This is a genomic window from Streptomyces sp. NPDC055955 (assembly GCF_042270245.1).
In the GTDB taxonomy this organism is placed as follows: Bacteria; Actinomycetota; Actinomycetes; order Streptomycetales; family Streptomycetaceae; genus Streptomyces.
Genome location: NZ_JBHJYS010000006.1, coordinates 221,385 through 248,299 on the forward strand (window position 1 = coordinate 221,385; position 26,915 = coordinate 248,299).

General features: G+C 72.0%; 23 protein-coding genes. 6 read left to right on the forward strand and 17 right to left on the reverse strand.

Features of this window, described 5'->3' with window-relative positions; translation table 11 throughout:
• Nucleotides 1-96: 96 nt before the first annotated feature.
• The 4 genes from ACFC96_RS14655 to ACFC96_RS14670 all read right to left on the reverse strand — a co-directional run bounded on the left by ACFC96_RS14655 (nucleotide 97) and on the right by ACFC96_RS14670 (nucleotide 5,123).
• On the reverse strand, nucleotides 97-561 hold the full coding sequence (locus ACFC96_RS14655) for a DoxX family protein (RefSeq protein ID WP_376612520.1): 465 nt from the start codon (nucleotides 559-561) through the stop codon (nucleotides 97-99).
• A 57-nt stretch (nucleotides 562-618) separates the two neighbouring features.
• Nucleotides 619-2,580 carry an FAD/NAD(P)-binding protein gene (locus tag ACFC96_RS14660; protein WP_376612697.1) on the reverse strand — a complete coding sequence of 654 codons (1,962 nt, stop codon included), beginning with the start codon at nucleotides 2,578-2,580 and terminating at the stop codon, nucleotides 619-621.
• A gap of 122 nt (nucleotides 2,581-2,702) precedes the next feature.
• Nucleotides 2,703-4,379, reverse strand: coding sequence for an alkaline phosphatase D family protein (locus ACFC96_RS14665; protein ID WP_376612522.1), 1,677 nt, complete (start codon nucleotides 4,377-4,379; stop codon nucleotides 2,703-2,705).
• Between the two features lie 96 nt (nucleotides 4,380-4,475).
• Nucleotides 4,476-5,123 carry an HNH endonuclease family protein gene (locus ACFC96_RS14670; protein ID WP_376262888.1) on the reverse strand — a complete coding sequence of 216 codons (648 nt, stop codon included), beginning with the start codon at nucleotides 5,121-5,123 and terminating at the stop codon, nucleotides 4,476-4,478.
• 472 nt (nucleotides 5,124-5,595) lie between these two features.
• Here ACFC96_RS14670 and ACFC96_RS14675 point away from each other — a divergent pair, with 472 nt between their 5' ends.
• The 3 genes from ACFC96_RS14675 (at nucleotide 5,596) to ACFC96_RS14685 (ending at nucleotide 9,647) form a co-directional block, all read left to right on the forward strand.
• Nucleotides 5,596-6,174 (forward strand): TMEM165/GDT1 family protein, encoded by a 579-nt coding sequence (locus ACFC96_RS14675; RefSeq protein WP_340461076.1) that lies wholly within the window; start codon nucleotides 5,596-5,598, stop codon nucleotides 6,172-6,174.
• A gap of 134 nt (nucleotides 6,175-6,308) precedes the next feature.
• On the forward strand, nucleotides 6,309-6,980 hold the full coding sequence (locus ACFC96_RS14680; RefSeq protein WP_376612699.1) for an HAD-IA family hydrolase: 672 nt from the start codon (nucleotides 6,309-6,311) through the stop codon (nucleotides 6,978-6,980).
• A gap of 696 nt (nucleotides 6,981-7,676) precedes the next feature.
• The gene (locus ACFC96_RS14685; RefSeq protein ID WP_376612701.1) at nucleotides 7,677-9,647 is read left to right on the forward strand and encodes an MDR family MFS transporter; all 1,971 of its coding nucleotides are present in this window, start codon (nucleotides 7,677-7,679) and stop codon (nucleotides 9,645-9,647) included.
• A 6-nt stretch (nucleotides 9,648-9,653) separates the two neighbouring features.
• Here the strand turns inward: ACFC96_RS14685 and ACFC96_RS14690 are convergent, their stop codons facing one another.
• The 4 genes from ACFC96_RS14690 to ACFC96_RS14705 form a co-directional block, all read right to left on the reverse strand.
• Entirely contained in the window at nucleotides 9,654-10,160 is a 507-nt protein-coding gene (locus ACFC96_RS14690) for a GNAT family N-acetyltransferase (protein ID WP_376612524.1), read from the reverse strand.
• A gap of 118 nt (nucleotides 10,161-10,278) precedes the next feature.
• On the reverse strand, nucleotides 10,279-10,695 hold the full coding sequence (locus ACFC96_RS14695; protein ID WP_376228389.1) for a hypothetical protein: 417 nt from the start codon (nucleotides 10,693-10,695) through the stop codon (nucleotides 10,279-10,281).
• A 255-nt stretch (nucleotides 10,696-10,950) separates the two neighbouring features.
• Nucleotides 10,951-11,268 (reverse strand): antibiotic biosynthesis monooxygenase family protein, encoded by a 318-nt coding sequence (locus ACFC96_RS14700; protein WP_376262882.1) that lies wholly within the window; start codon nucleotides 11,266-11,268, stop codon nucleotides 10,951-10,953.
• Between the two features lie 37 nt (nucleotides 11,269-11,305).
• Nucleotides 11,306-11,719, reverse strand: a complete 414-nt coding sequence (locus ACFC96_RS14705; RefSeq protein ID WP_376612526.1) for a DUF1992 domain-containing protein — start codon at nucleotides 11,717-11,719, stop codon at nucleotides 11,306-11,308.
• Between the two features lie 108 nt (nucleotides 11,720-11,827).
• Here ACFC96_RS14705 and ACFC96_RS14710 point away from each other — a divergent pair, with 108 nt between their 5' ends.
• Nucleotides 11,828-12,223: a hypothetical protein gene (locus tag ACFC96_RS14710; RefSeq protein WP_376262876.1), complete on the forward strand. Its 396-nt coding sequence runs from the start codon at nucleotides 11,828-11,830 to the stop codon at nucleotides 12,221-12,223.
• Nucleotides 12,224-12,253: 30 nt separating this feature from the next.
• Here the strand turns inward: ACFC96_RS14710 and ACFC96_RS14715 are convergent, their stop codons facing one another.
• The 3 genes from ACFC96_RS14715 to proP form a co-directional block, all read right to left on the reverse strand.
• Entirely contained in the window at nucleotides 12,254-12,934 is a 681-nt protein-coding gene (locus tag ACFC96_RS14715) for an O-methyltransferase (protein WP_376612528.1), read from the reverse strand.
• Between the two features lie 41 nt (nucleotides 12,935-12,975).
• Nucleotides 12,976-14,109, reverse strand: coding sequence for a DUF2330 domain-containing protein (locus tag ACFC96_RS14720; RefSeq protein ID WP_376612530.1), 1,134 nt, complete (start codon nucleotides 14,107-14,109; stop codon nucleotides 12,976-12,978).
• Nucleotides 14,110-14,194: 85 nt separating this feature from the next.
• On the reverse strand, nucleotides 14,195-15,610 hold the full coding sequence (gene proP, locus ACFC96_RS14725) for a glycine betaine/L-proline transporter ProP (RefSeq protein ID WP_376612532.1): 1,416 nt from the start codon (nucleotides 15,608-15,610) through the stop codon (nucleotides 14,195-14,197).
• A gap of 368 nt (nucleotides 15,611-15,978) precedes the next feature.
• Here proP and ACFC96_RS14730 point away from each other — a divergent pair, with 368 nt between their 5' ends.
• Nucleotides 15,979-18,027: a bifunctional glycosyltransferase 87/phosphatase PAP2 family protein gene (locus tag ACFC96_RS14730; RefSeq protein WP_376262865.1), complete on the forward strand. Its 2,049-nt coding sequence runs from the start codon at nucleotides 15,979-15,981 to the stop codon at nucleotides 18,025-18,027.
• A 255-nt stretch (nucleotides 18,028-18,282) separates the two neighbouring features.
• On the opposite strand, the gene ACFC96_RS14735 is transcribed toward ACFC96_RS14730, so the two are convergent.
• Complete coding sequence (locus ACFC96_RS14735; RefSeq protein ID WP_376612534.1) at nucleotides 18,283-19,527, reverse strand: cytochrome P450; 1,245 nt, start codon at nucleotides 19,525-19,527, stop codon at nucleotides 18,283-18,285.
• Nucleotides 19,528-19,749: 222 nt separating this feature from the next.
• On the opposite strand from ACFC96_RS14735, the gene ACFC96_RS14740 reads away from it, so the two are divergent.
• A complete protein-coding gene (locus tag ACFC96_RS14740; RefSeq protein ID WP_116502320.1) occupies nucleotides 19,750-20,919 on the forward strand; it encodes a steroid 3-ketoacyl-CoA thiolase in 1,170 nt (389 codons plus the stop codon).
• Between the two features lie 220 nt (nucleotides 20,920-21,139).
• Here the strand turns inward: ACFC96_RS14740 and ACFC96_RS14745 are convergent, their stop codons facing one another.
• From ACFC96_RS14745 to ACFC96_RS14765, 5 genes are read right to left on the reverse strand one after another with little or no spacing between them, the layout of a single operon-like run.
• On the reverse strand, nucleotides 21,140-22,024 hold the full coding sequence (locus tag ACFC96_RS14745; protein ID WP_376262860.1) for an ECF transporter S component: 885 nt from the start codon (nucleotides 22,022-22,024) through the stop codon (nucleotides 21,140-21,142).
• On the reverse strand, nucleotides 22,021-23,709 hold the full coding sequence (locus tag ACFC96_RS14750; RefSeq protein ID WP_376612536.1) for an ABC transporter ATP-binding protein: 1,689 nt from the start codon (nucleotides 23,707-23,709) through the stop codon (nucleotides 22,021-22,023). The genes ACFC96_RS14745 and ACFC96_RS14750 overlap by 4 nt, the downstream gene beginning before the upstream one ends.
• Nucleotides 23,706-24,908, reverse strand: coding sequence for an energy-coupling factor transporter transmembrane component T (locus ACFC96_RS14755; protein WP_376612538.1), 1,203 nt, complete (start codon nucleotides 24,906-24,908; stop codon nucleotides 23,706-23,708). The genes ACFC96_RS14750 and ACFC96_RS14755 overlap by 4 nt, the downstream gene beginning before the upstream one ends.
• Before the next feature lie 22 nt (nucleotides 24,909-24,930).
• The gene (locus ACFC96_RS14760) at nucleotides 24,931-25,617 is read right to left on the reverse strand and encodes an SCO2322 family protein (protein WP_376612540.1); all 687 of its coding nucleotides are present in this window, start codon (nucleotides 25,615-25,617) and stop codon (nucleotides 24,931-24,933) included.
• Nucleotides 25,614-26,819 carry a prenyltransferase/squalene oxidase repeat-containing protein gene (locus tag ACFC96_RS14765; protein ID WP_376612542.1) on the reverse strand — a complete coding sequence of 402 codons (1,206 nt, stop codon included), beginning with the start codon at nucleotides 26,817-26,819 and terminating at the stop codon, nucleotides 25,614-25,616. Before ACFC96_RS14765 ends, ACFC96_RS14760 begins: the two co-directional genes overlap by 4 nt.
• Nucleotides 26,820-26,915 lie beyond the last annotated feature (96 nt).

A 26,915-nucleotide genomic window follows, 5' to 3' on the forward strand; every position in this document is an offset into this window, starting at 1 on the left:
GGTGTCGGTCGAGTCGCCGGTTCGCCGGGGGTGAGTGGCGGTGAGGGGGTACCGGCACGCTGTGCGCACGGGTACCCCCGTCGAGCAGTCACCGCATCAAGCCGCGGCGGGCTCCCGCTCTGCGGCGGACGCCGAGGCGGTCGGGTGCTCCGCGCCGTCGCCGCGCGAGGTGAAGAGCCGGTCGAGGCCGAGCGCGCCGGAGCCGGTGAAGACCAGGAGCAGCATGGCCCAGCAGAACATCGCGGACGGTTCGCCGCCGTTCTGGAGCGGCCACAGGGCCTCCGGCTGGTGGACCTTGAAGTACGCGTAGGCCATGGAGCCGGAGGCTATGAAGGCCGCGGCGCGGGTGCCGAGGCCGAGGATGACGAGGGTGCCGCCGACGAGCTGGATGACGGCCGCGTACCAGCCGGGCCAGGTGCCGACGGGGACGGTGCCGCCGCCCATCGCTCCGCCGAGGACGCCGAAGAGCGAGGCGGCGCCGTGGCAGGCGAAGAGCAGGCCCACGATGATGCGGAACAGGCCGAGGGCGTAGGGCTGGGCGCTGTTGAGACGTCCAGTCATGGGGGACTCCTTGAGTCGGTCGGGGACGAACCGATGGAGGCCACAGGTTAGGGGACCCTAATCAACGCTTGCAAGTTCAACATTTGGCCATGAGTGCTGCTCCGCGCGGGGTTTCGGGCGCTCCCCGGCGGTCGTCCGCAGAGCCGCTCGCGCGACCGCGTCCGCGTCCGCGAGGGTCACCGAATCCACCCCCGGCCGGGCCCCCGCCGCAGTGACCCAGTGCACCCCCTCCGTGGGTACCCCGACCGCGAACCGCCGTGCGTGCGACCGTCCTTGACGGTCTATCAGGTGGTATGGGCGCGGCGTCACGTCCAACCCGCCCGTCGCGTAACCGTCGAGCGTGTGCGGCCGGACATGGCCCGTCTTCAGTAGTCCGGCGAGCAGTTGGTCGCCGGTGCGGGCCACGTCCGTCTCCGGCAGTCGCGCCTCGACGAGTGTGGTGGCTCTCACGGATGATCCGGGCACATCGGGCGAGTGCGCGACGAACGCGCCGTCCTCGGTCCGCACGTCCAGGCGCGGTCCGACCACGGTCAGGACGCCGGACTCGATGAGCGCGGTCATCTCCTCGATGCGCCGCCGGGGCGGACCGATCGACAGGAAGGCGTTGAGCGGGGTGTACCAGCGATCGAGGTGGTCGCGGCGTGACGCGCCGCCGATCCCGCCGTGGTCGACGGCCTGGCGCAGTTCGTTGCGCAGGTCGCGCAGCACGTCCAGAGCGGCCTTCACGGGGCCGTCCGCATTGCCGAGCGCGGCGTGCGCCACGTCCTCGCGCAGATGGGCCAGGAGCCAGGTTCGCCACTCGGCGGGCGAGCCGAACGAGAGATCCGCGTGCGGCCGGGAGGCATGGTCCCAGGACCAGCGGAGAACCTCTGGAATCCCGAACTCGTAGAGGACGTCGGCCTCTTCGGAGCTCTGGTGCGGCGCGGCGAGGAAGCCCTCGCGGAAACCGGTGTCCCCCGCTCCCGCGCGGCGCAGCAGGGTCTCGTAATACACGGTCTCCACCTCCTTCGCGACGAGTGGCCAGATCTCGTCCAGGAAGTCCGGCGCGTCCCCGGAGTCCGCGCGCTTGCGGAAGCGGGCGATGACCTCGGGGGTGAGGACGGCGGGCTCGTGGCGCCCGTACGGGCCCTTGGCGTTGTCGCCGCGCGCCTGGTACGGGATGCCGCGGCGCGAACCGGCGTACAGGCGCGGTTCGCGCCCTGAGGGCTTGTACCGCAACTCCCCGGAGGACGTGCGACGGTAGCGTCCGCCGCGGCCCTCGGTGAGCAGCGCCATGTGGTCGAAGAAGTTCAGGCCGAGGCCCCTCAGCAGGACGGGCTCGCCCGGGGAGAGGGGGGAGAGGTCCAGGTCGGCCGGGTTCGCGGGCTGGATGTGGCGCAGGCCGTGCCGGCGCGCGTACTCGGTGAGGCGCGTCTGGGCGGGGCTCGCGGTGGTGGGCAGATGGCCCTGGGCGAGGACGACGGCGGACAGGCCGGTCAGTTCGCGCCCGTTGTCGAGCACGAGGGTCTGGCGGCCGTCGTGCGCGTCGTCGAGGCGCACGGCTCGCGCGCGGTGGACCTCGACGCGCACGGCGTCGGGGGCGCGGCCCACGGTCTCGGCGAACACCCACTCCAGGTACCGGCCGTAGAGGGCGCGGGTCGGGTAGTCGTCGGGGCCGAGGGTGAGGCCCTGGTGCCGGGCCCACTCGTGCAGGCTCGGCCCCCGGAGTATCGGGCCCGAGCAGTCCACGCTGTCGTCGGTGAACAACGTGACCTGTGAGGCGACGGTGTTCATCAGGAGTTCGGGCGCCTGCGAGGTCCGCCAGACGCTGCCGGCTCCCGGCGGCGCCGGATCGACGACGTGGACGGTGAGGCGGGCGCCGGGCGGCAGGAGCTCACCGGCGGAGGCGCAGAGTCGTTCGAGGACACTGGTGCCGCGCGGGCCCGCGCCGACTATCGCTGCGGCCGGCGCCGAGCACACTGCGGACAAAGAGGGACTCCCGGGGCATGTGGGGCTGCTGGAAGCGGAACGTCCGCTCATCATGCCGGGTCGCCCTGTCAAGGGAAGAGTGGAGTCCGGGTGTGCGCCGTATCTTCACCAGGCGGCCCCGTGGAGGACAGCCCTGGTCACGCACGGTCATCCACGTCATTCACTCCGTACGGTCATTCACTCAGCACGGTGTCCGCCGCTTCCCGCAGCCCGGCCTTCCCGCCGGGTGCCGCCTGTGCCTGCTGGAGGCGCAGCCGTGCCGTGCGCCCACGCAGGGTCAGTGTCATCAGCTGGTTGCCGAACCAGGGTCCGCCCGTCCTGCGCCAGGAGAGCGGGGGAGCGGCGAGGCGGCCGTGCCGGGCGAAGCGCCGTCCGAGAGCGCGGCCGAAGCGGCTCCAGCCGAAGCGGAATCCGACTTTTATCGAGCCGGGGATCGAGTTGTGCACCGGTGAGCAGGTCAGCTGGAGGACGCGCGCGGCCGGGGCCGCCGCGCCGTCGGGCCAGGCGGGTTCGGCCGTGTAGGCGTGGTGGACGTCGCCGGAGAGTACGCACACCGTCGCCGGTGCGCCCTCGCCGCCGCCCACCTCGGCGATCAGCGCCGTCAGCGCGTCGAACGACGCGGGGAACGCGGCCCAGTGCTCCAAGTCGGCCCGCCTGCGCAGCTTTTCGCCGTACCGGGCCCAGCGCACCCCGCGCTCACCCCGGCACAGCGCGGCGTTCCATCCCTCGACGTCATGTATGAGATGCGGCAGCAGCCAGGGCAGCGAGGTCCCTATCAGGAGGTGGTCGTACGCTCCCGAGGCGGCGCCCGACGACGCCCCCGTCCCCTCCAGCGCCTGCTCCCGCAGCCACGCCGCCTCCGACGGGTCGAGCATCGACCGGTCCGTCTCGGCCAGGACGCGGGCGGCCCGTGTGTCGACCATCAGGAGCCGTACACGGCCGAAGTCGCGGCGGTAGCTCCAGCGGACGGAGGCCGCGTCGGCGTCCGCGCGGGCGGCGAACTCCCTGAGCGTGTCCGTCCCGTCGGGGTCCGTGCGCACCTCCGCGTACACGGGGTCGGCGGCCAGCTCGGCGGGCGCCAGATTGCCCAGGTGCTGATGGACCCAGTACGACATGAGGCCGCTGAGAATCCGCTCGTTCCACCAGTCGGTGGCCCGCATCTCCGCGAGCCAGGAGGCGCTCGTGTTCCAGTCGTCCATGACGTCGTGGTCGTCGAAGATCATGCAGCTGGGGACCGTGGACAGCAGCCAGCGCACCTCGGGGTCGAGCCAGGACTCGTAGTAGAGCCGGGTGTACTCCTCGTAGTCCGCGACCTGGTTGCCCGGGGCGTCGCGCAGGTCGCGGCGGGCGGCGAGATAGCGGCGGGTGGCCGGTGAGGTCTCGTCCGCGTAGACCTGGTCGCCGAGCAGGAGCAGGACGTCGGGGCGCTCGGCATCAGGTGCGCAGGCCAGCTCGCCGGCCAGCGTGCCCAGGGCGTCGGGACCGACGGGATCGTGTTCGTCGGCGGGCGGCGCGGCCCACCGGCACGAGCCGAACGCGATACGGACGGGGCGTGCCGCGTCGTCGTACGCGGGCGTGCGGATCGTGCTCGGTGGGAAGGACGAGTCGGTGGGCGGCCAGACCGGGGCGCCGTCGAGCAGTACCTCGTAGGCCGTCGCGCTGCCCGGCGTGAGGCCCGTCACCGGGACCAGCGCGTAGTGGTGGCCGCAGATCTGGAACGTGCGGGCGCGTCCTGACGAGCCGTCCGCGCAGCGCACTTCGGCGGTGCACGGACGGCTCGCCTCGACCCAGACGGTCGCCGACGCCTCGTCCACGTATCTCAGCAGCGGTCCAAGTCGCAGCCGTGCCACGTGATCAGCCTCCTCAGTCGCCCCGTACGGTACGGAACGGCGGAGGCCGGCGGGGAGGTTCCGGCGGGACGGGATTCAGATCCGCGGCACGGGAGTTCAGCAGCCGCTGAGATACGACGTCAGCGCGCTCTTCTCGGCGGAGTCCACCGTGAGGTTGTAGTAGTGCTTCACCTGCACCCACATGCGGACATAGGTGCACTTGTACGCGGCGCGCGACGGCATCCACGTGGCCGGGTCCTGGTCGCCCTTGGACTGATTGACGTTGTCCGTGACGGCGATGAGCTGGGGTCGCGTGAGGTCGTTGGCGAAGCCCTGGCGCTGGGCGGTCGTCCAGGCGTTGGCGCCGGACTTCCAGGCCTCGGAGAGCGGGACGACGTGGTCGATGTCGACGTCGGACGCCGCGCTCCAGGTCGCGCCGTCGTACTCGGAGTACCAACTGCCGGACGTGGCGGCGCAGCTGGAGTTCTGCGAGACGTTCGTGCCGTCGCGCTTGAGGACGACCTCGCGGGTGTCGCAGGCGCCGGACTGGGTGATCCAGTGCGGGAAGAGGTCGCGGCTGTAGCCGTCGGAGGAGCCCTCGGCCTTGACCGTGAGCTCGGAGAGATATGTGCGGGCGGTGGCCCCGCTGACCGGGGTGGGGGGAGCGGCCTGCGCGGCCGGGCCGTTCAGCAGGGTGAGGGCGGAGACGACGGCGGTGACGGCGCCGAGTGCGGCGGCGCGTCGACGCGCGTAGAACATGCGCATGTGAACTCCCTTGAAGTGGGGGGAAGTTGGCCGAGCGGGCCCGGCCATGCTGGCGCCCCGGGGTTTCCGGGAGATGTGCGCCGAGTGACAGGGTCGCGTCAACGACGCGTACACATCAAGGGGGTGGACATGACTTCTGGTGGAGCGGGCGGGACTCCGGGTGTGGGCCGGTGGTACCGGGGTGGCGCGTCCGGGCGTGACACGGGTCATGCCGATTCGCTCAGCAGTTCGCGTACGATGGGCGGCGCAGAAGGGGAGTAGCTCTTCGCCGGACCGTCGACATACTGCTCAGCTCGTTCTGAGCCGGCGCCCGGAGGCGGGACCCGTACACCCGGTCCGGCCAGCGAGACCTTCGGCAAAGCAGTGATTCACCTGCGTGCACACCCGTGTGCGCACCTGAGCGCTGCCGTGCCGAGGTGTCGTACAGGAATGACGGAACTCTCGGCGGGGCGGCCCGACCGATTGAGGAATCTTGATCAGCATCAGCGTGATGGCGGTTGTCTTCGGCATCGTCTTCCTCGCCGAACTTCCCGACAAGACAGCGCTCGCCGGACTCGTCCTCGGCACCCGCTACCGCGCCTCGTACGTCTTCGCCGGTGTCGCCGCCGCCTTCGCCGTCCATGTCGCGCTCGCCGTGGCGGCGGGCAGCGTCCTGACCCTGCTGCCGCAGCAGCTCGTGCACGCCCTGACCGGTGTGCTCTTCCTCGGCGGCGCGGCCGTCCTCCTGATGAAGAAGGACGAGGAGGAGGAAGAGGTCCGCAAGCCCAAGGACCAGAGCTTCTGGAGGGTCTCGGGCGCGGGCTTCATGCTCATCCTGGTGGCCGAGTTCGGTGATCTGACGCAGATCATGACCGCGAACCTCGCCGCCCGCTATGACGACCCGCTCTCCGTCGGCCTCGGCGCCGTCCTCGCTCTGTGGGCCGTCGGGGGCCTCGGCATCGTCGGCGGCAAGGCCCTGATGAAGCGGGTCCCGCTGGCGCTCATCACGAAGATCGCCGCGGTCCTGATGCTGGGCATGGGCATATGGAGCCTCTACGAAGCGGTGGCGTAAGCCGTGGATCCGGCCCTGACCAGGGCCGCTGGCGTAGCCGCCACCCTGTTTTGTACAGTTGAGGAACAAAGTGGCTCCCGCCCGCTACCCCTGACCGGTGGGCGGGGTCACCTTGTTCCTACGCCTGGAGGACCCTGCCGATGACGGCCACCACTGTTCTGTCCGCCCGCGCCGTTCTGCTCGACATGGACGGCACGCTGGTCAACTCCGACGCGGTGGTCGAACGCTGCTGGCAGCGCTGGGCGGCCCGTCACGGGCTCGACCCCGTCGAGGTCATGAAGGTCGTCCACGGCCGCCAGGGCTACGCGTCCATGGCGCTCCTCCTGCCCGACCGCCCCATGGCGGAGAACCACGCCGAGAACGCGCGCATGCTCGCCGAGGAGACCGCCGACATCGAAGGCGTCGTCCCCGTGCCGGGCGCCGCCGCGTTCATGGCCTCCCTGCGTGACGGCGGCCTCGCGCACGCCCTGGTGACCTCGGCCGACGTGGCCCTGTCCAGCCGCCGCATGGCCGCCGCCGGCCTCACCCAGCCGGACCTGCGCATCACCGCCGAGAGCGTCGGCGCCAGCAAGCCCGACCCCGAGGGGTTCCTCAAGGGCGCCGCCGAGCTCGGCATCGACCCCGCGGACTGCGTCGTCTTCGAGGACTCGGAAGCCGGGATCGCGGCCGGCCGCGCCGCCGGGATGCGCGTCGTCGGCGTCGGCCCTCGCGCGGGCGCGCACGGCCCCACGGTGGTCGTGGACGACCTGACGCAGGTACGGGTCGAGGCGGGCGCCGTCGGCGAGATCCTGCTGCACATCGGCTGACCGGCACCCCTGTACAGGCGGGTCCCGCACCTCCGTATCGACCAGAGTCCCGAAACTCCCTGTCGGCGAGAGTTCCGGACCCCGTATCGGCGAGTCCCGCGGCCACGTATCGGCGAGTCCCGCAGCCCCGCATCGGCCAGTCCGGCGCGGCAGTGTCCGCCGGGCTCGTGCCGCACCGCCCCGCTGGGTCGGCGTCGTACTGTCTGCCGGGCTCGTGCCGCACGGTCCCTCGGGTCGGCGCCGCGCCGCCCCGGGTCCGTGCCGCGTGGCCCCCTCGGGTCGGCGTCGTACCGTCTGCCGGGCTCGTGCCTTGCCGCCCCCCGGGTCCGTGCCGCACGGTCCTTCGGGTCTGTGCCTTGCCGCCCCCCGGGTCCGTGCCGCACGGTCCCTCGGGTCTGTGCCGTGCCGCCCCCCGGGTCCGTGCTGCGTGGCCCCCTCGGGTCCATGTCGCGCCGTCCCTCTGGTCCGTGCCGCCGTATCCCTTCTGAGTCGCCGGCCTCAACAGGCCAAACCATGACGCACCGACCATCCTGGTAGATGGCAGAGCCCCCGTCGGCCGTGTCCGGCGTGGCGTCTCAGGAGGTGTCCATGACCCAGGACGCTAGCGGGGGCCTTCCCCGTACGGACCTGACGGCAGGCCCAGGCGTTGACCGCACCGGATCCACGATCGGCGGCGGGCACGCGCCCCGCAGCGTGATGGTCTCGATCGGTGCGCTGCTGCTCGGCATGCTCCTCGCGGCGCTCGACCAGACGATCGTCTCGACGGCGCTGCCGACCATCGTGAGCGACCTCGGCGGCCTCGAACACCTGTCCTGGGTCGTGACCGCGTACCTGCTGGCGTCGACGGCCGCCACGCCCCTGTGGGGCAAGCTCGGAGACCAGTACGGCCGCAAGAAGCTCTTCCAGATCGCCATCGTGATCTTCCTGATCAGCTCGGCGCTGTGCGGCATGGCGCAGAACATGCCGCAGCTGATCGGCTTCCGCGCACTCCAGGGAGTGGGCGGCGGCGGCCTGATGGTCCTGTCCATGGCGATCGTCGGCGACATCGTGCCGCCGCGTGACCGGGGCAGGTACCAGGGTCTGTTCGGCGCGGTCTTCGGCGCGACGAGCGTACTGGGCCCGCTGCTCGGCGGGCTGTTCACCGAACACCTCAGCTGGCGCTGGGTCTTCTACGTCAACCTGCCCATCGGCGTCGTCGCGCTCGCCGTCATCGCGACCACGCTCCACATCCCCGTACGTTCCGCCAAGCACACGATCGACTACCTCGGCACGTTCCTGATCGCCTCCGTGGCGACCTGCCTGGTCCTCGTCGCCTCGCTCGGCGGGACGACCTGGGACTGGGACTCGGCGCAGATCATCGGCCTCGTGGTGCTCGGCGTCGTCCTCGCGGTCGTGTTCGTCCAGGTGGAGCGGCGGGCCGCCGAGCCCGTCCTGCCGCTGAAGCTGTTCCGCATCCGTACGTTCACGCTCTCCGCGGTGATCAGCTTCGTCGTCGGCTTCGCCATGTTCGGCGCGATGACGTATCTGCCGACGTTCCTCCAGGTGGTCCAGGGCGTCTCGCCGACGATGTCGGGCGTGCACATGCTGCCGATGGTCATCGGACTGCTGCTCTCCTCGACGGCGTCCGGACAGATCGTCAGCCGTACCGGCCGCTGGAAGGTCTTCCCCATCGTCGGCACCGGCGTCACCGCCGTCGGCCTGCTTCTCCTGCACCAGCTCGACGAGAACAGCTCGACCGGCGAGATGAGCGCCTACTTCTTCGTCTTCGGCCTGGGCCTCGGACTCGTCATGCAGGTCCTCGTCCTGATCGTGCAGAACGCCGTCTCGTACGAGGACCTGGGCGTCGCCACCTCCGGCGCGACGTTCTTCCGCTCGATCGGCGCCTCCTTCGGCGTCGCGATCTTCGGCACGGTCTTCGCGAGCCGCCTCGGCGACAAACTCACGGCGGCCCTCGCCGGCCGCAGCCTGCCCCCAGGCATCGATGTGAACGCGCTCCAGTCGGACCCGAGAGGCATCAGCGCGCTGCCGCCCGCCCTGCGCGGACCGGTCCTGCACGCCTTCGCGTCGTCCATCACGGACGTCTTCCTCTACGCCGCCCCGGTCGCCCTCGTCGCCTTCGCGCTGGCCTGGTTCCTGCGCGAGGACAAGCTGCGCGGCTCGGTCACCGCGCCGGACGGGACGGAGACCCTGGCCAGCAACCCCGTACAGCGCTCGTCGCACGACGAGGTGGCGCGGGCCCTGTCGGTGCTCGGCACCCGGGAGGGGCGCCGCGAGATCTACGAGAAGATCACCGAGCGGGCCGGCTACGACCTGCTGCCCGCCTCGAGCTGGCTCCTGCTGCGCATCAAGCGCTACGGGTGGGCGGAGCCGTCGGCGCTCGCCGAACACAGTGCCGTACCGCTGCCCGTGATCATCGCGGCGACCCGGGAAGTGGAGGGGCGGCGCCTCGCCACGCGCGTGGGCCTCGACCTCGTCCTCACCGACGAGGGCCGCGAGGTCGCCGCCCGGCTGTCCGGCTCCCGTGAGGAGTCGCTCGCCGAACTGCTGGGCGACTGGTGGGGCCCGGACCGGCCGACGGACCTGGCGAAACTCGTGGAGGAGCTCAACGCGGAGCTGTGCGGGTCCGACGCGGAGCGCCCGCACGACGGACTGGCGGCCGGCGCCTGACGCCGCTCACGCGTCCCGTACGAGCTTCTTGGTGAACCAGTGCTCGGCGTACTCCTCGTCGTTGTGCGGGGCCGTCTCCTGGTAGCCGTGCCGCGCGTACAGCAGGCGGGCCTCCACCAGGTCGCCCCGGGTGTCGAGGACGACCCGCTCGGCGCCGAGTTCCCGCGCGGCGCTCTCCACCCGAGCGAGCAGCACGGAGCCGCCGCCCTTCCCGCGCATCTCGGGCCGTACGAAGACGCGCTTCAGCTCGCCGGTCGATGCGTCGATCATCCGCACACCCGCGGTCCCGGCGGGCTCGCCCCGGTACCGCGCGACCAGCAACACCCCGCCCGGCGCAGCGAGACAGGCGCCCGTGTCGGCGGCGACCTCGCGCTCCAGCTCGTCGGGGTCGGTGGTGCGCCCCTCGTGCAGCAGATACCAGCGGTCGCTGACCTCCGTGTAGTACGCGCGCCACAGATCCGCGGCGACGGCGGAGTCGAACGGCTCAGGGGCGACGGTCCAGGGCGAAGTCATGAGGGCATTGTCGGTGAGGGGGCAGCGCCGGGCGCAACTGGTTTCGACCCGTACACGCACCTGGGGTTCGGACATCCTCGGTACCTGTGACCGACGTATTCGTGACGTCTACGGGGGCTCAATGGACGACAACGCCGGGGACCAACGCGACCAGGCCTGAAACGAAGCTGCCCAACCCGGCCAGCGTGACGATGGCTGCTTTGCCGTCAGAGAACAGCCCGGCGCAGAAAGCCCGTAGCTGCCGACGAAGAATCAACATCTTCAGCTTCTGCCAGCGGTGCTGGCGGATGTGACACCCCAGCAACAGGCCGGCGGCGTTGTTGCGGCAACCGTCCGTCCGCCCGCGAATGGGTGCGCCACAGGTCACGGGTGCCTGGAAGAAGCACCAGATGAGTACGGCGGCAGACAGTGCGACCACCGCTGCTGGGCCGGCTGTGGAGTTGATCCATGCCGCGATCAGCAGCGCGCCCGCGAGGACGCCCCACCACTGCTCCAGCCCGCCGAAACGTGTCTTGCCCGCCCCCGAAGTCGCCATGGACAACATCGTGGCGACGCAGGGGTGGTGTCATGCCCTGCAAAGTGAATCTTGACCGAAAGCGGTCTCACGACGGCTGACAGAGGATGCCTGGCCGATGACGCGCACTGTCGGCTCGGAGGGGGCGTTGCCGACACCGGGCAGATGCATGCTCGGTCGCCTCCGACGGGGCGCTTGTCCTCGCCGTGTGCTCGCCGACGGAACGTGCCCCGCACCTCATCTGCGGTACGGGGCACTTCCCGGCGACGGCGCACGCTATGCGTTCTTGGGAGCCGCCTGCTGAACGACCTCGAAGGACCACACCGAGGACCCGCTGGCCGCAGGCTTCGGGCGGTCCGCGCCGCCCTGGTGGGCCTCCTTCATGGAGCCCTCCATCCACGCGGTGAACGACGCCTCGTCACGCCACCGCGTGTACACCAGGTAGTCGTCCGTGCCCTCGATCGGGCGCAGCAGCTCGAACCACTCGAAGCCGTCCGAGTTCTCCACCGCGCCCGCGCGCGAGGCGAAGCGCTTCTCCAGGATCTCGCGCTGTTCGGCCGGGACGGTCAGGACGTTGATCTTCACGATGCTCATGGCGCCCATCCTCGCTCACCACCGCGTGAGATCGCTGTCAGGTCCCCTGCGTCCCGCGTCGCTCGTGCCAGTCGCGGACGATCTCCTCGACGTCGTACGGCTTCAGGCCGAGGGGCGGGCCCGGCGGGGGCTTGAACATCATGTCGCGGATCTTGACGTTGATGTCGGTGACGATCTTGCGGACGATCCGTTCGGAAGGGGCCCGCGCCGCCTCGGCGAGCGCGTCCTCGGCCTCCTTGCGCAGGGCGAGTGACGGGGGCAGCACGGAGAAGCCCTCACGGGCCATCTTCTGCTTGATCCACCAGTTCTCGTCGTACGTCGTGTCGGCCGTGCTCGGCAGCGGCTTGCCGGCTCCGGCGAGGTGGGAGAAGTCTCCTGCGCGCTCCGCGTCGCGGATCTGCTTGTCGACCCATGACTCGAAGCTGACGTCGGGTGGCTTGCGTTCGGTCATGGGGCCATTGTCCCAGAGGGCATACCGCACAGGGAGGGGACAACTTAGGATGCGGCGTCGGTGGACCCGGTGCCGAAGGGCCCGCCAAGGACCGAAGGAGCTGTGCGGGTGCTGGAGCTGACCATGGCCTCCGTCGCGGGGGCGGACTCGGGTGCGACGGCCGGGATGCTGATGGCCGACGCGCCGAGTGAGCCGGGATCCGTGCTGCGCGTGGGGCGCGACCGGAACGTGTGCCGGCTCGCGACCCCCGACGACTGGCTGTTCGTCTCGCGCGTCCATCTCGAATTCCGGTGCGGACAGGACGGCGCCTGGTCCGTCTTCTGGCTGCGCGGCTCGCACGACGAGCCCTCGTCCGAGGTGCGTCTCACACTGGCCGGCGGGGAGCCGCGGCCCCTCGTGTACGGAGGGGTCGCGGCGCTCGCGCCGGGCGCGTCCGGCGAGGTCGTGGTCCTGGACCGCAATGAGCCCCGCAGCGTGAACGTGGGCTTCTACCACGAAGTGTGACGGACCGTCAGGAAACATCGGGAGCGGGCGCTACGGGAGGACGCGGGCCAGCGCGAAGCCGTCGTAGCCCTTGGCGCCCACCGTCTGGACCGCCGTCCCGTCCAGTTTCGGGTGGTCGGCGATCATCCGGAGCGCGGCGCGGGTGCCGCGGATGTCGGGGGCCGCGCCGGAGTCGTCCGTCACGTGACCGCCGCGCACCACGTTGTCGACGATGATCACGCTGCCGGGGCGGGTCAGGCGCAGGGCCCACTCCACGTAGTGCGGGTTGTTGGCCTTGTCGGCGTCGATGAAGACGAGGTCGAAGGGGGCGGGGTGGTCGGCCGCGACGCCGGGCAGTGAGTCGAGGGCGGGGCCCACCCGCACCTCGACGATCTTGTCGAGGCCGGCGCGGGCGAGGTTGCCGCGGGCCACCTCGGCGTGCCGGGGGTCGTACTCGAGGGTGACGAGGACGCCGTCGGCCGGGAGGGCGCGGGCCAGCCAGATCGTGCTGTACCCGCCGAGCGTGCCGATCTCCAGGATGCGGCGGGCGCCCTGGATCTGCGCGATCAGGTGGAGGAACTTGCCCTGGTTCGGGGCGACGGCGATGTGCGGGAGGCCCGCCGCCTCGCTGTCCGCGAGGGCCGCGGTCAGGGCCTCGTCGCCTGGGGCGAGGAGGCCGTTCAGATAGTCGTCGACGGCGGTCCACCGGTCTTCGGATGCGTGCTCAGCCATGGCCCCATCATGGGCTCACACGGCGGCGGCCCGGGTGGGATTCAGCCCAACGGCGGAGGGGCGTGCACGGGTGGCGGGGGTGGCACCGGTCGGCGGGAGCGCCGGCGGAAGCACAGGACGGCGGCCGCCGTCAGGAGAAGGGCCAGAGGCAGTGCGACGGTGAGCAGCCACACCGGGACGCCCCCGGCGGTGAGGAGTTCGTCGTCCCACACGACGGTGCGGTGCGTGGCGTCGCTCGCGGTGCGCCGCAGCTCGTGGTCGTCATGGATGCGCGACGGCTGTGGGAAATCCTGGGTGAGCGCGGTCAGGTACCGCTCGCCGTCCGCGAATGCGGGCAGCGGCCCGCCGGACTTCGCCGGGATCCGGCCCGCGTACGTGACCTTCGGTGTGTCGCCGCCGATCGTGGAGCGCGGCTCCATGCGGTGGGCGGCGAGCACGTACAGGCGCAGATGCTGTTCGGTGCGGGCGAGCTTCGACAGCCGCATCGGGTAGACGAGGCGGTCGCTGGCGAACGTGAGGTGGAGCGGGTCGAGGGCGCCGCCGAGCACGCTGTCGCCGTCGGCGGGCGCGAGGCGGATCGCCACGTACTCCCAGCCCTTGTCGACGTACGGGCGCAGCGCGGTGTCGAGGCGGTCGGGGAGCTGGAAGCCGTTCTCGTCGAGCCAGTCGGCGAGTGCGCCGGGGTCGGTCGCGGTGAGACGGGCGACGTCGAACGGCCCGAGGTGCTCGCGGCCCACCACCTCGACCGGGCCGCCGGGTGCGGGGGCGGCGGCCGTGGCACCGTCGCCGTGCCCGCCGCCGAAGGGCCAGTCGTCGGCGCCGGGCCAGAAGTGGTGCCGGGTCCGTTCGACGGGCGCCGTCACCTCGCTCAGCTGCGTGAAGAGCCCCGGGTCGCCGAGCTCGACGGACGCGCGGTGCGGCACGGGCATGATCCAGGCGGCGTCGCGCACGTTGCCGCTCACCGACAGGCTCATCACGATCTGCTCGCCGCGCCCGTCCCAGCGCACCGCGGACGTCTCGTCGTACACGGTGAGGTCCGTGCCCGCGGGCGGCACCATCGCCCCGCATCCGCACGCGTACGCCGGTGAGACGAGCGCGGCGATCTGGAACGCCATGAGGGCCAGGGCGATCAGTAGCGCCCTGGCCCTCATGGTCCGTTGTGGTGCGGTTCTCATGCCGGCCCCCGATGTCGCGCCCTGTGTCCGTGTGCCGTGTGCGGCGAAGGAGCAGACGAGGCGCGGGGGAGCCTGGTTCCTGGTGTTACGCGGCTGTTGCCGGCGCGGTGCGCGGCAGGTCGCCGGGCTCGACCGCGGGCAGCGAGCCCGGCAGCGGGCGGCGCGCCGACTCGGTCATGAACCACACCGCGACACCGCCGATGACGGCCGCGGCCATCATGTAGTAGGCGGGCATCATCATGTTTCCGGTCGCTCCGATGAGGGCGGTGACGACCAGCGGGGTCGTGCCGCCGAAGAGCGAGACGGAGACGTTGAAGCCGATCGACAGGGAGCCGTAGCGCACCCGGGTCGGGAAGAGCGCGGGCAGCGCGGACGGCATCGCCGAGGTGAAGCAGACCAGGAGCAGGCCGAGCGCGCCCATGCCGAGGGCGATGGCCCACAGGGAGCCGTCACGGATGAGGAGCAGGGCCGGGACGGACAGGGCGAGGAAGCCGATGCAGCCCGCGGCGATCACCGGGCGGCGGCCGACACGGTCGGAGAGCGCGCCCGCGAACGGCTGGACGATCATCATCAGCGCCATCACGCCGAGGACCACGACGAGGCCGTGCGTCTCGTCGTAGTGGAGCTCACTGGTGAGGTAGCTCGGCATGTACGACAGCAGCATGTAGTCGGTGACGTTGAAGACGAGGACCAGGCCGACGCACAGGAGCAGCGCCTTCCACTGGCCCGCGATCATGTCGCGCACCTTCACCTTGGGCCGGGCCTTCTCCGACGCGTGCGCCTTCTTCAGCTCGGCCGCGAACGCAGGGGTCTCTTCGAGCCGCATCCGCAGATAGAGGCCGATGATGCCCATCGGGCCCGCGATCAGGAACGGGATGCGCCAGCCCCAGGAGAGCAGGTCGTCCGAGGAGAGCAGTGCCGTCATCAGGGTGACGAGGCCCGCGCCGCCGATGTATCCGGCGAGGGTGCCGAATTCCAGCCAGCTGCCGAAGAAGCCGCGCTTCTTGTCGGGCGCGTACTCGGCGATGAACGTGGACGCGCCGCCATACTCACCGCCGGTCGAGAAGCCCTGCACCAGACGGGCCAGGAGCAGCAGGATCGGAGCCCAGACGCCGATCGTCGCGTACGACGGGATCAGGCCGATCGCGAACGTGCCCGCTGCCATCATGATCATGGTGACGGCGAGGACCTTCTGCCGGCCGACGCGGTCGCCGAGCGGTCCGAAGACCATGCCGCCGATCGGCCGGACGAGGAACGCCGCGGCGAAGGCGCCGAACGTCGACAGGAGCTGGGCGGTGGGGTTGCCCGAGGGGAAGAAGACCTTGCCGAGGGTGACGGCGATGTAGCTGTAGACACCGAAGTCGAACCACTCCATCGCATTGCCGAGCGCCGCCGCCTTGACCGCGCGCTTGACCAGCGCCGGATCGGTGACGGTGACCTCGGGGGAGGCGCCCTTCGCAGGGGCGGTGGTCCTGGGTGCGACGGTTAGAACACTCGACAAGGGTCTGCTCGCCTGCTTTCGACGGGGACAAGGACAGGTCCGCGTGGGGACGGACGCGGCCGCCCACGGCGGGGCGGCCAGAAATCGACCATAGGTGCATCGGCGATCATTGCGGGTAGTGTGCGCCTTGTTGCACAGCGTGAGAAAAGAGGGTCCGGCCAGGCACGACGCCCCGGCCCCGGCGCGGCGCAAACGGACAAATCTGTGACCTATGTCGCGGCCCTCGACCGCAACCACGCGGACCCCGCATCATCGTCATCCGGTCAAATGCCGGTGACAGGCAGGTGAAGCAGGGGTTGCCCGCGTCTCATCCCGGGGGTGGTGCGAGCCTCTTGGGACAGTACGCATGGCGGGAGGGCCGACGGCGCGTGGCGAACGTGGAGCATGGACCGGGCAAAGCCTTGGTGGCGGGGGCCGCGACAGCGCGGTTGGGCATGGTCCGGGCGGGCCTCTGGCTGATCGCCGCGGTACTCGCGGCGCGGCAGGTCGTGGCCGTCCTGAGCACCCCCAGCGGTGAGCGGCTCACGGACCTGGAGACCTGGATCGGTCCTGAAGGCGTCCTCCACGTGACGGGCTCCCTCTACGACGCCGACCGGTTCATCGGTACCCCGTTCGGGGGGCTGGTGCTGAAGCCACTGGCCCGGGGCGCCGAACAGGCGCTCGGCTGGGCCTGGACCTTCGGGACGCTCGGCCTCGTCGTCGTCCTCGGTCTCGTCGCCGCCCGCGCCCTGCCCAGGCCCGTCACCCGGCGCACCTCGCTGCTCGCCGCCCCCGTCGCGATCAGCCTCCTGATGCTGTCGCTGCCGGTGCGCAACACCCTCCATCTCGGCCAGACCAGCATCATCCCGGTCCTGCTCGTCCTGCTCGGCTGCTTCGCCGCCCGCGGCGAGCGCAGCTCGGGTCTGCTCATCGGCATCGGCGCCGCCCTCCAGCCGACCGTCCTCCTCTTCGCGCCGCTCCTGTGGTTCACCGGGCGACGGCGCGCGGCGGTGTCCTCGGGCGTCACGTTCGCGGCGTGCACGCTCCTCGCGTGGGCCGCGATGCCGCACGACTCGTGGACGTACTGGGTGCACCACGTCGCGGGTGCGGGACTCGGCTCGAGTCCCGACGGGCTCGCCAACCAGTCGCTGCACGGCGCGCTCCTGCGCTTCGGTCTTGAGGGTCCCCTCGAGATCGGGCTCTTCCTGGTCCTGGGCTGTGCCGTCGCGGTGCTCGGACTGCGGCGCGCGGTGCGCTACGCGCAGGACGGACAGCTCCTGCTCGCCGTCGCCCTTACCGGCTGCGTCGCCGTCGCCGTGTCGCCGACGACCTGGCAGCACCAGCTCCTGTGGGTGCTGCTCGCCGTGGTCGGCCGCGTCGGCAAGAAGGCGTCCGACCGGTATGTGTGGCCGGTCGCGGTCGTCCTCGTGATGACGCTCCCCGCGAGGATGCTGCTGCCGGGCACGGCGCTCGCCGATCCGCTGCGCGACAACGTCGTGCTGATCGCCGCGGTCGCCGCGGCCACGTTCGTCCCGTTCCTGTCCCGCACCGCGCCCGAGTACCGGGCGCCCGTCCCCACCGAGTACGCGAAGCCCGTCCCCGCGCGCTGGTCGCGGGTCCCGCTGCTGCCGTTCTGGCGCCGGGTCCTGACCCGTCCGAACCTGCTGCTCGAAATGCTCCTGATCCGCGTCGGCTACTACGCGTACCAGCAGGTCAGGCTTGCCGCGACGGGCGGTACGAACTCGGGGGGCCGGGCCACCGCCGAGGCGCACGGCACGCAGGTCCACTCCCTGGAGAAGTTCCTCCACATCGACATCGAGCACTGGGTCAACCACGCGGTGGCGCAGGTCACGTGGCTCAAGTCGTTCTTCAACTTCTACTACGAGTCGTTCCACTTCATCGTGCCGCTGAGTGTCCTCGCCATCCTCTATGTCCGCAGGCCCGCCCAGTACCGCTGGGCCCGCTCGGCGCTCGGCTTCGCCACGGTGCTCGCCCTGATCGGTTTCTGGTTCTACCCGCTGGCGCCGCCGCGCCTGATGCCCTCGCTCGGATTCATCGACACGCTGCACGGCGTCCAGGACTTCTCCAAGCCGGACTACGGCACACTGACCGCGCTCACCAACCAGTACGCGGCCATGCCCTCGCTGCACTTCGGCTGGTCCCTGTGGTGCGGGCTCGTCATCGCGATCCTCGCCCCGAAGTGGTGGATGAAGGCGATCGCGCTGCTGCACCCCCTGTTCACCATCTCCGCGATCATCGCGACCGGCAACCACTGGGTGCTGGACGCCGTGGGCGGCGCGACGGTCGTCGGCGCGGGCTTCGGACTCACCTATCTGCTGAGCGGTCCGCGCGCCCGCCTCACCGGCGCGGCCGTCTCCGAGCAGCCGAAGGCCGAGCCCGACCACGCGCGGCTGCCGGCCGGACACAACCGGTCCTGAGGGGCGGGTCAGGCGCCTTCCGGCCGGGGCCGGTGGCCCTGCGGATCCCGGGCCCGCAGCGCCGCCTCCGTGGTGAAGCGGCGCTCCGGGCCGGTCAGCCGTTCCCCGAAGCGCGCGCCCGGCTCGCGCAGCCCGTGACGGACCGTCCGGTCGTGGACACCCGGGACGTGGCAGCGCGGCGCACGTGTGCGGGGAGGCAGGGGCGTGGCGCAGGGGCCGGCCCCTGCCTCCTTGGGCCGGTGTGCGGCCGCCCGGTCAGCCGGTGCTGACCTGGAGTTCCTTGACGCCGTTGAGCCAGGCCGAGCGGAGCCTGCGCGGGTCACCGGTCAGGCGGAGGTCGGGCATGGCGTCGGCCACGGCGTTGAAGATGAGGTTGATCTCGAGCGTGGCCAGGGACTTGCCGAGGCAGAAGTGCGGGCCTCCGCCGCCGAATCCGAGGTGCGGGTTCGGGTCGCGGGTGATGTCGAACTCGTCGGGGCGGTCGAAGACGTCCGGGTCGTGGTTGGCCGACGAGTAGAAGATGCCGACCCGGTCGCCCTTCTTGATCTGCGCACCGCCGAGTTCGGTGTCCTGGGTCGCGGTGCGCTGGAAGGAGACCACGGGGGTCGCCCAGCGGACGATCTCCTCCGCCGTCGTCTGCGGGCGCTCCCGCTTGAACAGCTCCCACTGGTCGGGGTTGGTCAGGAAGGCGTGCATGCCGTGGGTGATGGCGTTGCGCGTCGTCTCGTTGCCGGCCACGGCGAGCAGGATCACGAAGAAGCCGAACTCGTCCGAGGAGAGGTTCCCCTCGTCCTCGGCCGCCACCAGCTGACTCACGATGTCCTTGGCGGGGCACTCCTTGCGGGCGGCGGCCAGGTTCATCGCGTAGCTGACGATCTCCATGGCCGCCTCGGCGCCGACCTCCTCGGTGATCGCGTACTCCGGGTCGTCGTACGCGGCCATCTTGTTGGACCAGTCGAAGATCTTGGTGCGGTCGTCCTGGGGGACGCCGATCAGCTCGGCGATGGCCTGGAGCGGGAGTTCGACGGCGACGTTGGTGACGAAGTCGAAGGAGCCGTCGGGCGCGGCGTTCGCGAGCGCCGTCTCGACGATGGAGGCCGCACGGTTGCGCAGGGCGTCCTCGAGCGAGCGGATGGCGCGGGGCGTGAAGCCGCGCTGCACGATCTGCCGGACCCGGGTGTGCTCCGGCGGGTCCATGTTGAGCATGATCAGCTTCTGGACCTCGATCTGGTCGCGGCTGATCGACTCGTTGAAGCGGATGACGGCGGTGTTGAGGTTGGAGGAGAAGAGCTCCGGGCGCGTGGAGACGTACTTGACGTCCGCGTGCCGGGTCACGGCCCAGTAGCCCGAGTCCTCGAAGCCGGAGATGCCGGTCGGCTGGGCGACCCACCGCACCGGTTCCGTCTGCCGGAGCTGGGCGAACTCGGGGAAGGGGACGCGGTCCTGGAGAAGGTCGGGGTCGGTGAGGTCGAACCCTTCGGGCAGCGCTGGGCACGGCATGGGCAACTCCCGGTGACGGTCTGACGGGGCGTCAGCTTGTCGGCACCGTAGTAACGGGTTCTACAACTGGCAAGACCCGTGGTACGCCCGATTGCGCGCGCGGTACGTGCACGACCCTTGCGTACCGGGAGTAGCACCGTCGAGACTGCACGGAGAACTGGTACGCGTTCTAGTTCTTACGTCTTCTGGTTCGGTCCGGGAATGTGTGGAGAGGACGAGCTCATGGCCGCGGAACCCGTCATCGTCGAAGCCGTACGTACGCCCATCGGCAAGCGCGGAGGCGCGCTCGCCAATCTTCATCCCGCGTATCTCCTCGGCGAGACGTACCGGGAACTGCTCGGCAGGACCGGCATCCACGCCGACTGCGTCGAGCAGATCGTGGGCGGCACGGTGACCCACGCGGGCGAACAGTCCATGAATCCGGCGCGCACGGCCTGGCTCACCATGGGCCTGCCCTACGAGACGGCGGCGACGACCGTCGACTGTCAGTGCGGCTCCTCGCAGCAGGCAGCGCACATGACCGCGAACATGATCGCCGCCGGTGTCATCGACATCGGCATCAGCTGCGGGGTCGAGGCGATGTCGCGGGTGCCGCTCGGCTCCGGCTCCAAGCACGGGCCCGGCAAGCCGTTCCCCGAGGAGTGGAACGTCGACCTGCCCAACCAGTTCGAGGCCGCCGAGCGCATCGCGCGCCACCGTGGGCTGACCCGCGAGAACGTCGACTCGCTCGGCCTCATCTCACAGGAGCGTGCCGCGACCGCCTGGGCCGAGGAGCGCTTCAAGCGCGAGACGTTCGCCGTGCAGGTGCCCACGAACGAGGACGAGCAGGCGGCCGGGCAGGGCATGTGGCGGCTCGTGGACCGGGACGAAGGCCTGCGCGACACGACCATGGAGGGGCTCGGCGGGCTCAAGCCGGTCATGCCGACCGCCGTGCACACCGCGGGGAACTCCTCGCAGATATCCGACGGCGCCTCGGCGATCATGTGGGCGTCCAAGCGGATGGCGCGCGCCCTGAAGCTCAAGCCGCGGGCCCGGATCGTCGCCCAGGCGCTCGTCGGCGCCGACCCGCACTTCCATCTGGACGGACCGATCGACGCCACGCGGGCCGTGCTCGGCAAGGCGGGCATGTCGCTCAAGGACATCGACCTCGTCGAGATCAACGAGGCGTTCGCGTCCGTCGTGCTCAGCTGGGCGCAGGTCTTCGAGCAGGACCTCGAGAAGGTCAACGTGAACGGCGGGGCCATCGCCCTCGGCCACCCCGTCGGCGCCACCGGCGCCCGGCTCATCACCACCGCGCTGCACGAACTGGAGCGCCGGGACAAGGAGTTCGCGCTCATCACGATGTGTGCGGGCGGCGCGGTGGCGACGGGCACGATCATCCAGCGGCTGTAGCGGGTGCCCGCGCCGGGGCGGGGCGCAGCGCACGACGAAGGCGGCACCCTCTCACGGGGGGAGGGTGCCGCCTTCTCAGGTCGGCTGTGGGCCGCCGGGCTCAGTACGAGCCGGCGGAACGCCAGTGATCACGTCCACGGCCCCACCTCGTAGGTGACCTGGGTCATGTGGGGCGCTTCACCGCGCGGGCACGATCCGGTGACGCGGCGCGCGCGAATCCTTACGGCTCGGTGCCCTCGAATGTGACGGGTGCCTCGAACGCCGCCCGGCGCGTGGCCCGCCGCAGCGCCCTCAGGAGCGCCGGTCCGACGGTGACGGTGAGGACGACCGTCAGGGCCGCCCGCCCCAGGTCCCAGCCCAGCGACGTGGCCAGGCAGTAGGCGAGGAAGCGGACCAGGTTCTCGTGCAGCGGGGCGCCCGGCTGGAACGCGACGCTCGACGACAGCGAGTCCAGGAACGGCCAGCCGGCCAGGTTCATGACGGTGCCGTACGCGAACGCGGCCAGGAACCCGTACGCCGCCAGCATCAGCACCTCGGCGCGGCCGCGCAGCCTCCCCCAAGCTCTCGGCTTCGCTCGAGCAGGGGGGACCCCCATGGCGCCGGGGAGCAGGCCCGCGCCCATCGTGAACCAGCCCATCGACAGCATCTGGAACGGCATCCACGGACCGACCCCGCCGGTGAGCAGCGCGGACGCGAACATGGTCACGGACCCCAGCACGAACCCGAACCCCGGCCCGAGAACGCGCCCGCTCAGCACCATGAGGAAGAACATCGGCTCGATCCCGGCGGTCCCCGCCCCGATCGGCCGCAGCGCCGCGCCCGTCGCGGCTAGGACCCCGAGCATCGCCACCGCCTTGGGCCCGACCCCGCCCTCGGACACGGCGGCCGCCACCACACCCATCAGCAGGACGAGCAGCCCCGCGAACAGCCAGGGCGCGTCCTGCGCATGCGCGCTGACCTGTGACGAAGGGCCCGCGAGCAGCGGCCACCCGAAGGCGGCGACCCCTATGGCGCTGACGAGGAGCAGAGCCACCACGGAGCGGGGGCCGAGGCGCACGGCGCGGGCCTGGCGGTCGGGGCGCCCGGTCTCGGGTGCGGTCTTCATGCCCCGTCCTCCGCCGGGCCCGCGGACTCCAGGGCCTCGCGGACCTGCGCCACCGTGAGCCACTTGCCCGGGGCCAGGACCTTGGCGACCTGGGGCGAGAAGGCGGGGGAGGCCACGACCACCTCGGGGGTCGGCCCGTTCGCCACGATCTCGCCGTCGGCGAGGACCACGACGCGGTGGGACAGCTCGGCGGCCAGTTCCACGTCGTGTGTGGCCAGGACGACGGCGTTCCCGTCGGCCGCGAGGCCGCGCAGGACCGTGACCAGGCGGGCCTTCGCCGCGTAGTCGAGGCCGCGCGTCGGCTCGTCGAGCAGGAGCAGCGGGGGGCGGGCCGTCAGCACGATCGCCAGGGCGAGGGTGAGGCGCTGGCCCTCCGAGAGGTCTCGGGGATGGGTGTCGTCCGCGATGCCGGGCAGGAGTCGCGAGACCAGAGCACGGCAGGTGCCCGGCTCCGCGTCCGCGTCGTGGTCGGCGGCCGCGCACTCGGCGGCCACCGTGTCCGCGTACAGGAGGTCCCGCGGTTCCTGCGGGACCAGGCCGACGCGGCGGATCAGTTCGCGCGGGCCCGTGCGGTGCGGGACCACGCCGCCCACCAGGGCCGTGCCGGACGACGGGCGGACCAGGCCGACCAGAGTGGACAGGAGGGTGGACTTCCCGGCGCCGTTGCGGCCCATCAGGGCGACGATCTCACCGGGCCCGACCGAGAGGTCGACGTGACGCAACGCCTCGACACGCCCGCGCCGCACCGCGAGCCCCGCGACCTCGGCGACGGCGGGCACCTCCGGCCGCCTGCCGGAACGCGAGCGCGACCGGCGGGAGGCGGGTGGGGCGGCGGCCTGCGGCTGCTCATGGGGCTCGCGCGGCTCGTGCCCCGCCAGGCGCTCACGCAGCCCCCCGGACCCGCGCCGCGCGTCGCGCACCGTCAGCGGCAGCGGTGACCAGCCCGCGAGGCGGCCCAGGTCCACGACCGGCGGGAACACCGGCGACACGGCCATGATCTCGGCGGGGGCGCCGAGCAGCAGGGGTTCGCCGGGCCCCGCGAGGAGCGCGACCTGGTCCGCGTACTGCACGACCCGCTCAAGCCGGTGCTCGGCCATCAGGACCGTCGTGCCGAGGTCGTGCACGAGGCGCTGCAGCACCGCGAGGACCTCCTCCGCGGCGGCCGGGTCGAGCGCGGACGTGGGCTCGTCGAGGACCAGGACCCGCGGGTGCGGGGTGAGTACGGAGCCGATGGCGACGCGCTGCTGCTGCCCGCCGGACAGTGTGGCGATGGGACGCTCGCGCAGGTCGGCGAGGCCCAGCAGGTCGAGGGTCTCCTCGACGCGGCGCCGCATCACGTCGGGCGCGAGTCCGAGCGACTCCATGCCGTACGCGAGCTCGTCCTCGACCGTGTCGGTGACGAAGTGGGAGAGCGGGTCCTGCCCCACCGTGCCCACCACGTCGGCGAGTTCGCGCGGCTTGTGCGTACGGGTGTCGCGTCCCGCGACCGTGACGCGCCCGCTCAGGGTGCCCCCGGTGAAGTGCGGCACGAGGCCGCTCACCGCGCCGAGCAGCGTCGACTTGCCGACGCCGGACGGTCCCACGAGAAGGACCAGCTCGCCCTCGGGCACGTCGAGTTCGATGCCACGGACCGTGGGTGTCGCGGCCCCGTCGTACGTCACCGAGACGTCCTCGAACCGGATCATGAAGCCTCCTTCGAGGGTGTTTCGGCGAGCGGCGGCGCGGGCGCCACGAACGCGGGGACCAGCCCGAGCAGCACCCCGGCCGCGGGCCACAGCGGCAGCGTCGGCGCGGCCAGCGGCACGACGCCGGGCGCCAGGGCCGAGGGATCGTGGGAACCGGCCCGGATCATCACGGCGGCGACGGCCGCCCCCGACGCGGCGACGAGCCACGCCCGCACGCCCCACACATCGGGCCGGTACCGGGTGCGGACCGAGCGGCGCCCGCCGAGCCAGAGCCCGCCGAGCGCGGCCGCCACCCCGGCGAGCAGCACGGGCAGCCCGTACCGCGCGCCGTCCGCGGTCAGCAGCCCGTACGTACCCGCGCACACCCCGACCAGGCCGCCCAGCGTCAGGACCGCGGTGACCCGGCGCACGGCGGCCGGTACCTCAGCCGTACGCCCGTACCCGCGCGCGTCCATCGCGGCGGCCAGCGCCACCGACCGTTCGAGGGCGCCCTCGAGGACCGGCAGACCGACCTGAGCCAGGCCCCGCAGCCCCTTGTCGGGGCGGCCGCGCAGCCGGCGCGCGGCCCGCAGCCGCCGTACGTCGGCGATCAGGTTCGGCGCGAAGGTCATCGCGACCACGACGGCGACCCCGGCCTCGTACAGCGCGCCCGGCAAGGACTTGAGGAGGCGGGCCGGGCTCGCGAGGGCGTTCGCCGCGCCTACACAGATCAGCAGCGCGGTCAGCTTCAGGCCGTCGTACAGCGCGAACACCAGGCCCTCGGCCGTGACCCGGCCCCCGATCCGCACCCCCTGCGCCCACTCGGGCAGGGGCACCTCGGGCAGCGTGACGAGCAGATGCGTGCCCGGGATCGGTGACCCGAGGAACACCGCGAACAGCAGCCGGATCCCGATCACCGCGAGCCCCAGCTTCACGAACGCCCCGTACGACCGCGCCCACGGCGCCGACGTGCGCCGCGCCGCCACCACGTACCCGGCCACCCCGACGAGCAGCGCGAGCAGCAGAGGATTCGTCGTCCGCGACGCCGCCGTGCCGAGCCCCAGTGCCCAGAGCCACCAGGCGCCGGGATGCAGCGCGTTCGAGCGGTGGGCCCGGGGCGCGGTCAGGGGACGACGGCGCGCGGACGGTCCCGTCCCCGGGTCACGCGCCAGGCGCGGACGCGGGGCGGGATGCGGTGAACCTGCGCCGGTGCTGCTCATCGTGTCGTCGTGTCCGCGTCCGTCAGCCGCGCCGGCGGCGGGCCTGCCAGACCGCGGCCGCGCCGAGCACGACGACGACGGCACCGCCCGCGATCAGGCCGACGGAGGGGCCACCGTCGCCGGACGCCGCCGCGCTGTCCTTCTCGGTGTTCTCGGACCCGCTGCCCTCGGACCCGCTGTCCTTGGAGGAGGACACCTGTTCGCCGCAGCCCGTCTTCGGGTAGCCGGCGATGGAGCACAGCAGCGCCTGGTTGTTGTAGCGCAGCGGCTTGGCGACGGTGGCGAGCGCCTCCGCGCTGGTCGCGTCGTCCGCGACGCGCGCGCACGCCGTCCGCGGCTTCGGCGGCGTCTCACCGGACGGTGCGTCCGGCGCCGTGCCGAAGTCGATGACGAGCGCGACCCGCTTCTCGCCGCCCCGCGCCGGGGTGGCCGCGCAGATGGAGTCGAAGGACACGGCCCCGCGCGGCTTCGCCGAGTCCTGCGAGTCCTCGCTCACGGAGAACCGGAACCCCTGTACGTCGCCGTCCGACGGGCGGGCCGTCGACGGGCCCTGCGAGGCGTACACCCACGCGGAGCCGTCGCGGTCCCAGAACGACCAGTAGCGATAGCCGGTGGCCTGCGCCTGGCCCGCCCCCGCAAGGAGCGCGCACAGCACACCGAGCAGTCCGAGGACGGTGACGGCGGCACCGCGGCGCCGGTGGGTGGTCACAGCTGCTGCTTCTTGCGGCCGCTGAACAGGAAGCCGATGCCGATACCGGCGACGGCCGCGACGGCGACGACGTACCAGACGCTGATGCCGCCGTCGTCCTTCTTCTCGTCCTTCTTCCCGTCGGCCGCGGCCTTCGTGGAGGCGGGCGCGGGACCGGTCGCGTTCAGGGCCTTCACGAGGTCGGTACCGCCGAAGTGGCGGGGATCGGCGCCGGCCGCGTGCGAGGCGAGGACGAGCTGGGCGTAAGCGGCGGGACCGCTCTGCGCGGCCCACTGCGTGGCGTTCTTCTCCAGCCAGCTCAGCGCGGGGGCGGCCTGGTCGCCGTGGCCCGCGGCCGAGAGCGCGGTGACCGCGTCGGCCGTGTTGCCGTAGTCCGGCTGGTCCTTGGCGCCCGGCATCGACGACATCAGGTGGTGGTCCTTGGCCAGCGCCTCGGTCAGGTAGGCGGAGCCGTTCTGCGCGGCCTGCGCCGCGTCGGGGGTGCCCGAGCCCTTGCAGGCCGGGGCCCCGGCCTGCTTCGCGCCGTCCGCGGCGAGGCCCTTGCCGAGCCCGCCGAGCACACCGGCCGCCGTCGCGTCCGCGTTGGCCGCGAGCTTGCCCTTCTTGTCGGGCTGGTACGCGAACGCGCCCCCGCCGTCCTTGCCGCACGGTATGGACAGCTCGACGAGCGCGGCCTGCGCCGACGTCACCTTCTCGCCCGCCGCGGCGAGCGCGCCGATCACCACGGACGTGGAGTTCGCGTCACTCGCGCCGCCCGGGTTGTAGCCCCAGCCGCCGTCGTCGCCCCGCACCGACTCCAGCCACTTCACGGCCTTGCCGACCTCGGCGTCGTGCCCGCCGAGCGCGGCGAGCGCCTGCACGGCGGCGCCCGTGCTGTTGGAGTCGAGAGGCGTCTTGGCGTCGCACGCCTTGCCCGGGTCGGCGCGGAACGCGGCGAAGCCGCCGTTCGCGCACTGCTGCCCGGTCAGCCAGTCCACGGCCTTCGCCGCGGGCTTCACACCGGTCGTGTGCTGGGCGAGCAGCGAGAGCGACTGCCGCCAGACACCGTCGTACGTCGGGTCGGCCTTCCCGTAGAGCCCGGAGGGGATCGCCACCGAAGGGGACGCGGAGGGCGCGGAGCCGTCCGCGAGGGCGGCCGGGGCGGTGGCCATGCCGATGACGGCGGTGGCCGCCACGAGCGCGGCGCTGCGGCGAATGTTCATGGTGGGGCGGGTGCCTCTCCCTGCGGGGAGCCGGGCGGCACGGCACACGCGGGCACCGGGCGGCTCCGGCTCCGTATGCCTCGACGGTGCCGGCCA

Excerpts from the sequence above, each read along its gene's own strand:
- ACFC96_RS14655 (WP_376612520.1), bottom strand. The coding sequence starts at position 561 with ATGACTGGACGTCTCAACAGCGCCCAGCCCTACGCCCTCGGCCTGTTC.
- ACFC96_RS14660 (WP_376612697.1), bottom strand. The coding sequence starts at position 2,580 with ATGAGCGGACGTTCCGCTTCCAGCAGCCCCACATGCCCCGGGAGTCCC.
- ACFC96_RS14670 (WP_376262888.1), bottom strand. The coding sequence starts at position 5,123 with ATGCGCATGTTCTACGCGCGTCGACGCGCCGCCGCACTCGGCGCCGTC.
- ACFC96_RS14685 (WP_376612701.1), top strand. The coding sequence starts at position 7,677 with ATGGTCTCGATCGGTGCGCTGCTGCTCGGCATGCTCCTCGCGGCGCTC.
- ACFC96_RS14690 (WP_376612524.1), bottom strand. The coding sequence starts at position 10,160 with ATGACTTCGCCCTGGACCGTCGCCCCTGAGCCGTTCGACTCCGCCGTC.
- ACFC96_RS14695 (WP_376228389.1), bottom strand. The coding sequence starts at position 10,695 with ATGGCGACTTCGGGGGCGGGCAAGACACGTTTCGGCGGGCTGGAGCAG.
- ACFC96_RS14700 (WP_376262882.1), bottom strand. The coding sequence starts at position 11,268 with ATGAGCATCGTGAAGATCAACGTCCTGACCGTCCCGGCCGAACAGCGC.
- ACFC96_RS14705 (WP_376612526.1), bottom strand. The coding sequence starts at position 11,719 with ATGACCGAACGCAAGCCACCCGACGTCAGCTTCGAGTCATGGGTCGAC.
- ACFC96_RS14715 (WP_376612528.1), bottom strand. The coding sequence starts at position 12,934 with ATGGCTGAGCACGCATCCGAAGACCGGTGGACCGCCGTCGACGACTAT.
- ACFC96_RS14720 (WP_376612530.1), bottom strand. The coding sequence starts at position 14,109 with ATGAGAACCGCACCACAACGGACCATGAGGGCCAGGGCGCTACTGATC.
- ACFC96_RS14735 (WP_376612534.1), bottom strand. The coding sequence starts at position 19,527 with ATGCCGTGCCCAGCGCTGCCCGAAGGGTTCGACCTCACCGACCCCGAC.
- ACFC96_RS14740 (WP_116502320.1), top strand. The coding sequence starts at position 19,750 with ATGGCCGCGGAACCCGTCATCGTCGAAGCCGTACGTACGCCCATCGGC.
- ACFC96_RS14745 (WP_376262860.1), bottom strand. The coding sequence starts at position 22,024 with ATGAAGACCGCACCCGAGACCGGGCGCCCCGACCGCCAGGCCCGCGCC.
- ACFC96_RS14750 (WP_376612536.1), bottom strand. The coding sequence starts at position 23,709 with ATGATCCGGTTCGAGGACGTCTCGGTGACGTACGACGGGGCCGCGACA.
- ACFC96_RS14755 (WP_376612538.1), bottom strand. The coding sequence starts at position 24,908 with ATGAGCAGCACCGGCGCAGGTTCACCGCATCCCGCCCCGCGTCCGCGC.
- ACFC96_RS14765 (WP_376612542.1), bottom strand. The coding sequence starts at position 26,819 with ATGAACATTCGCCGCAGCGCCGCGCTCGTGGCGGCCACCGCCGTCATC.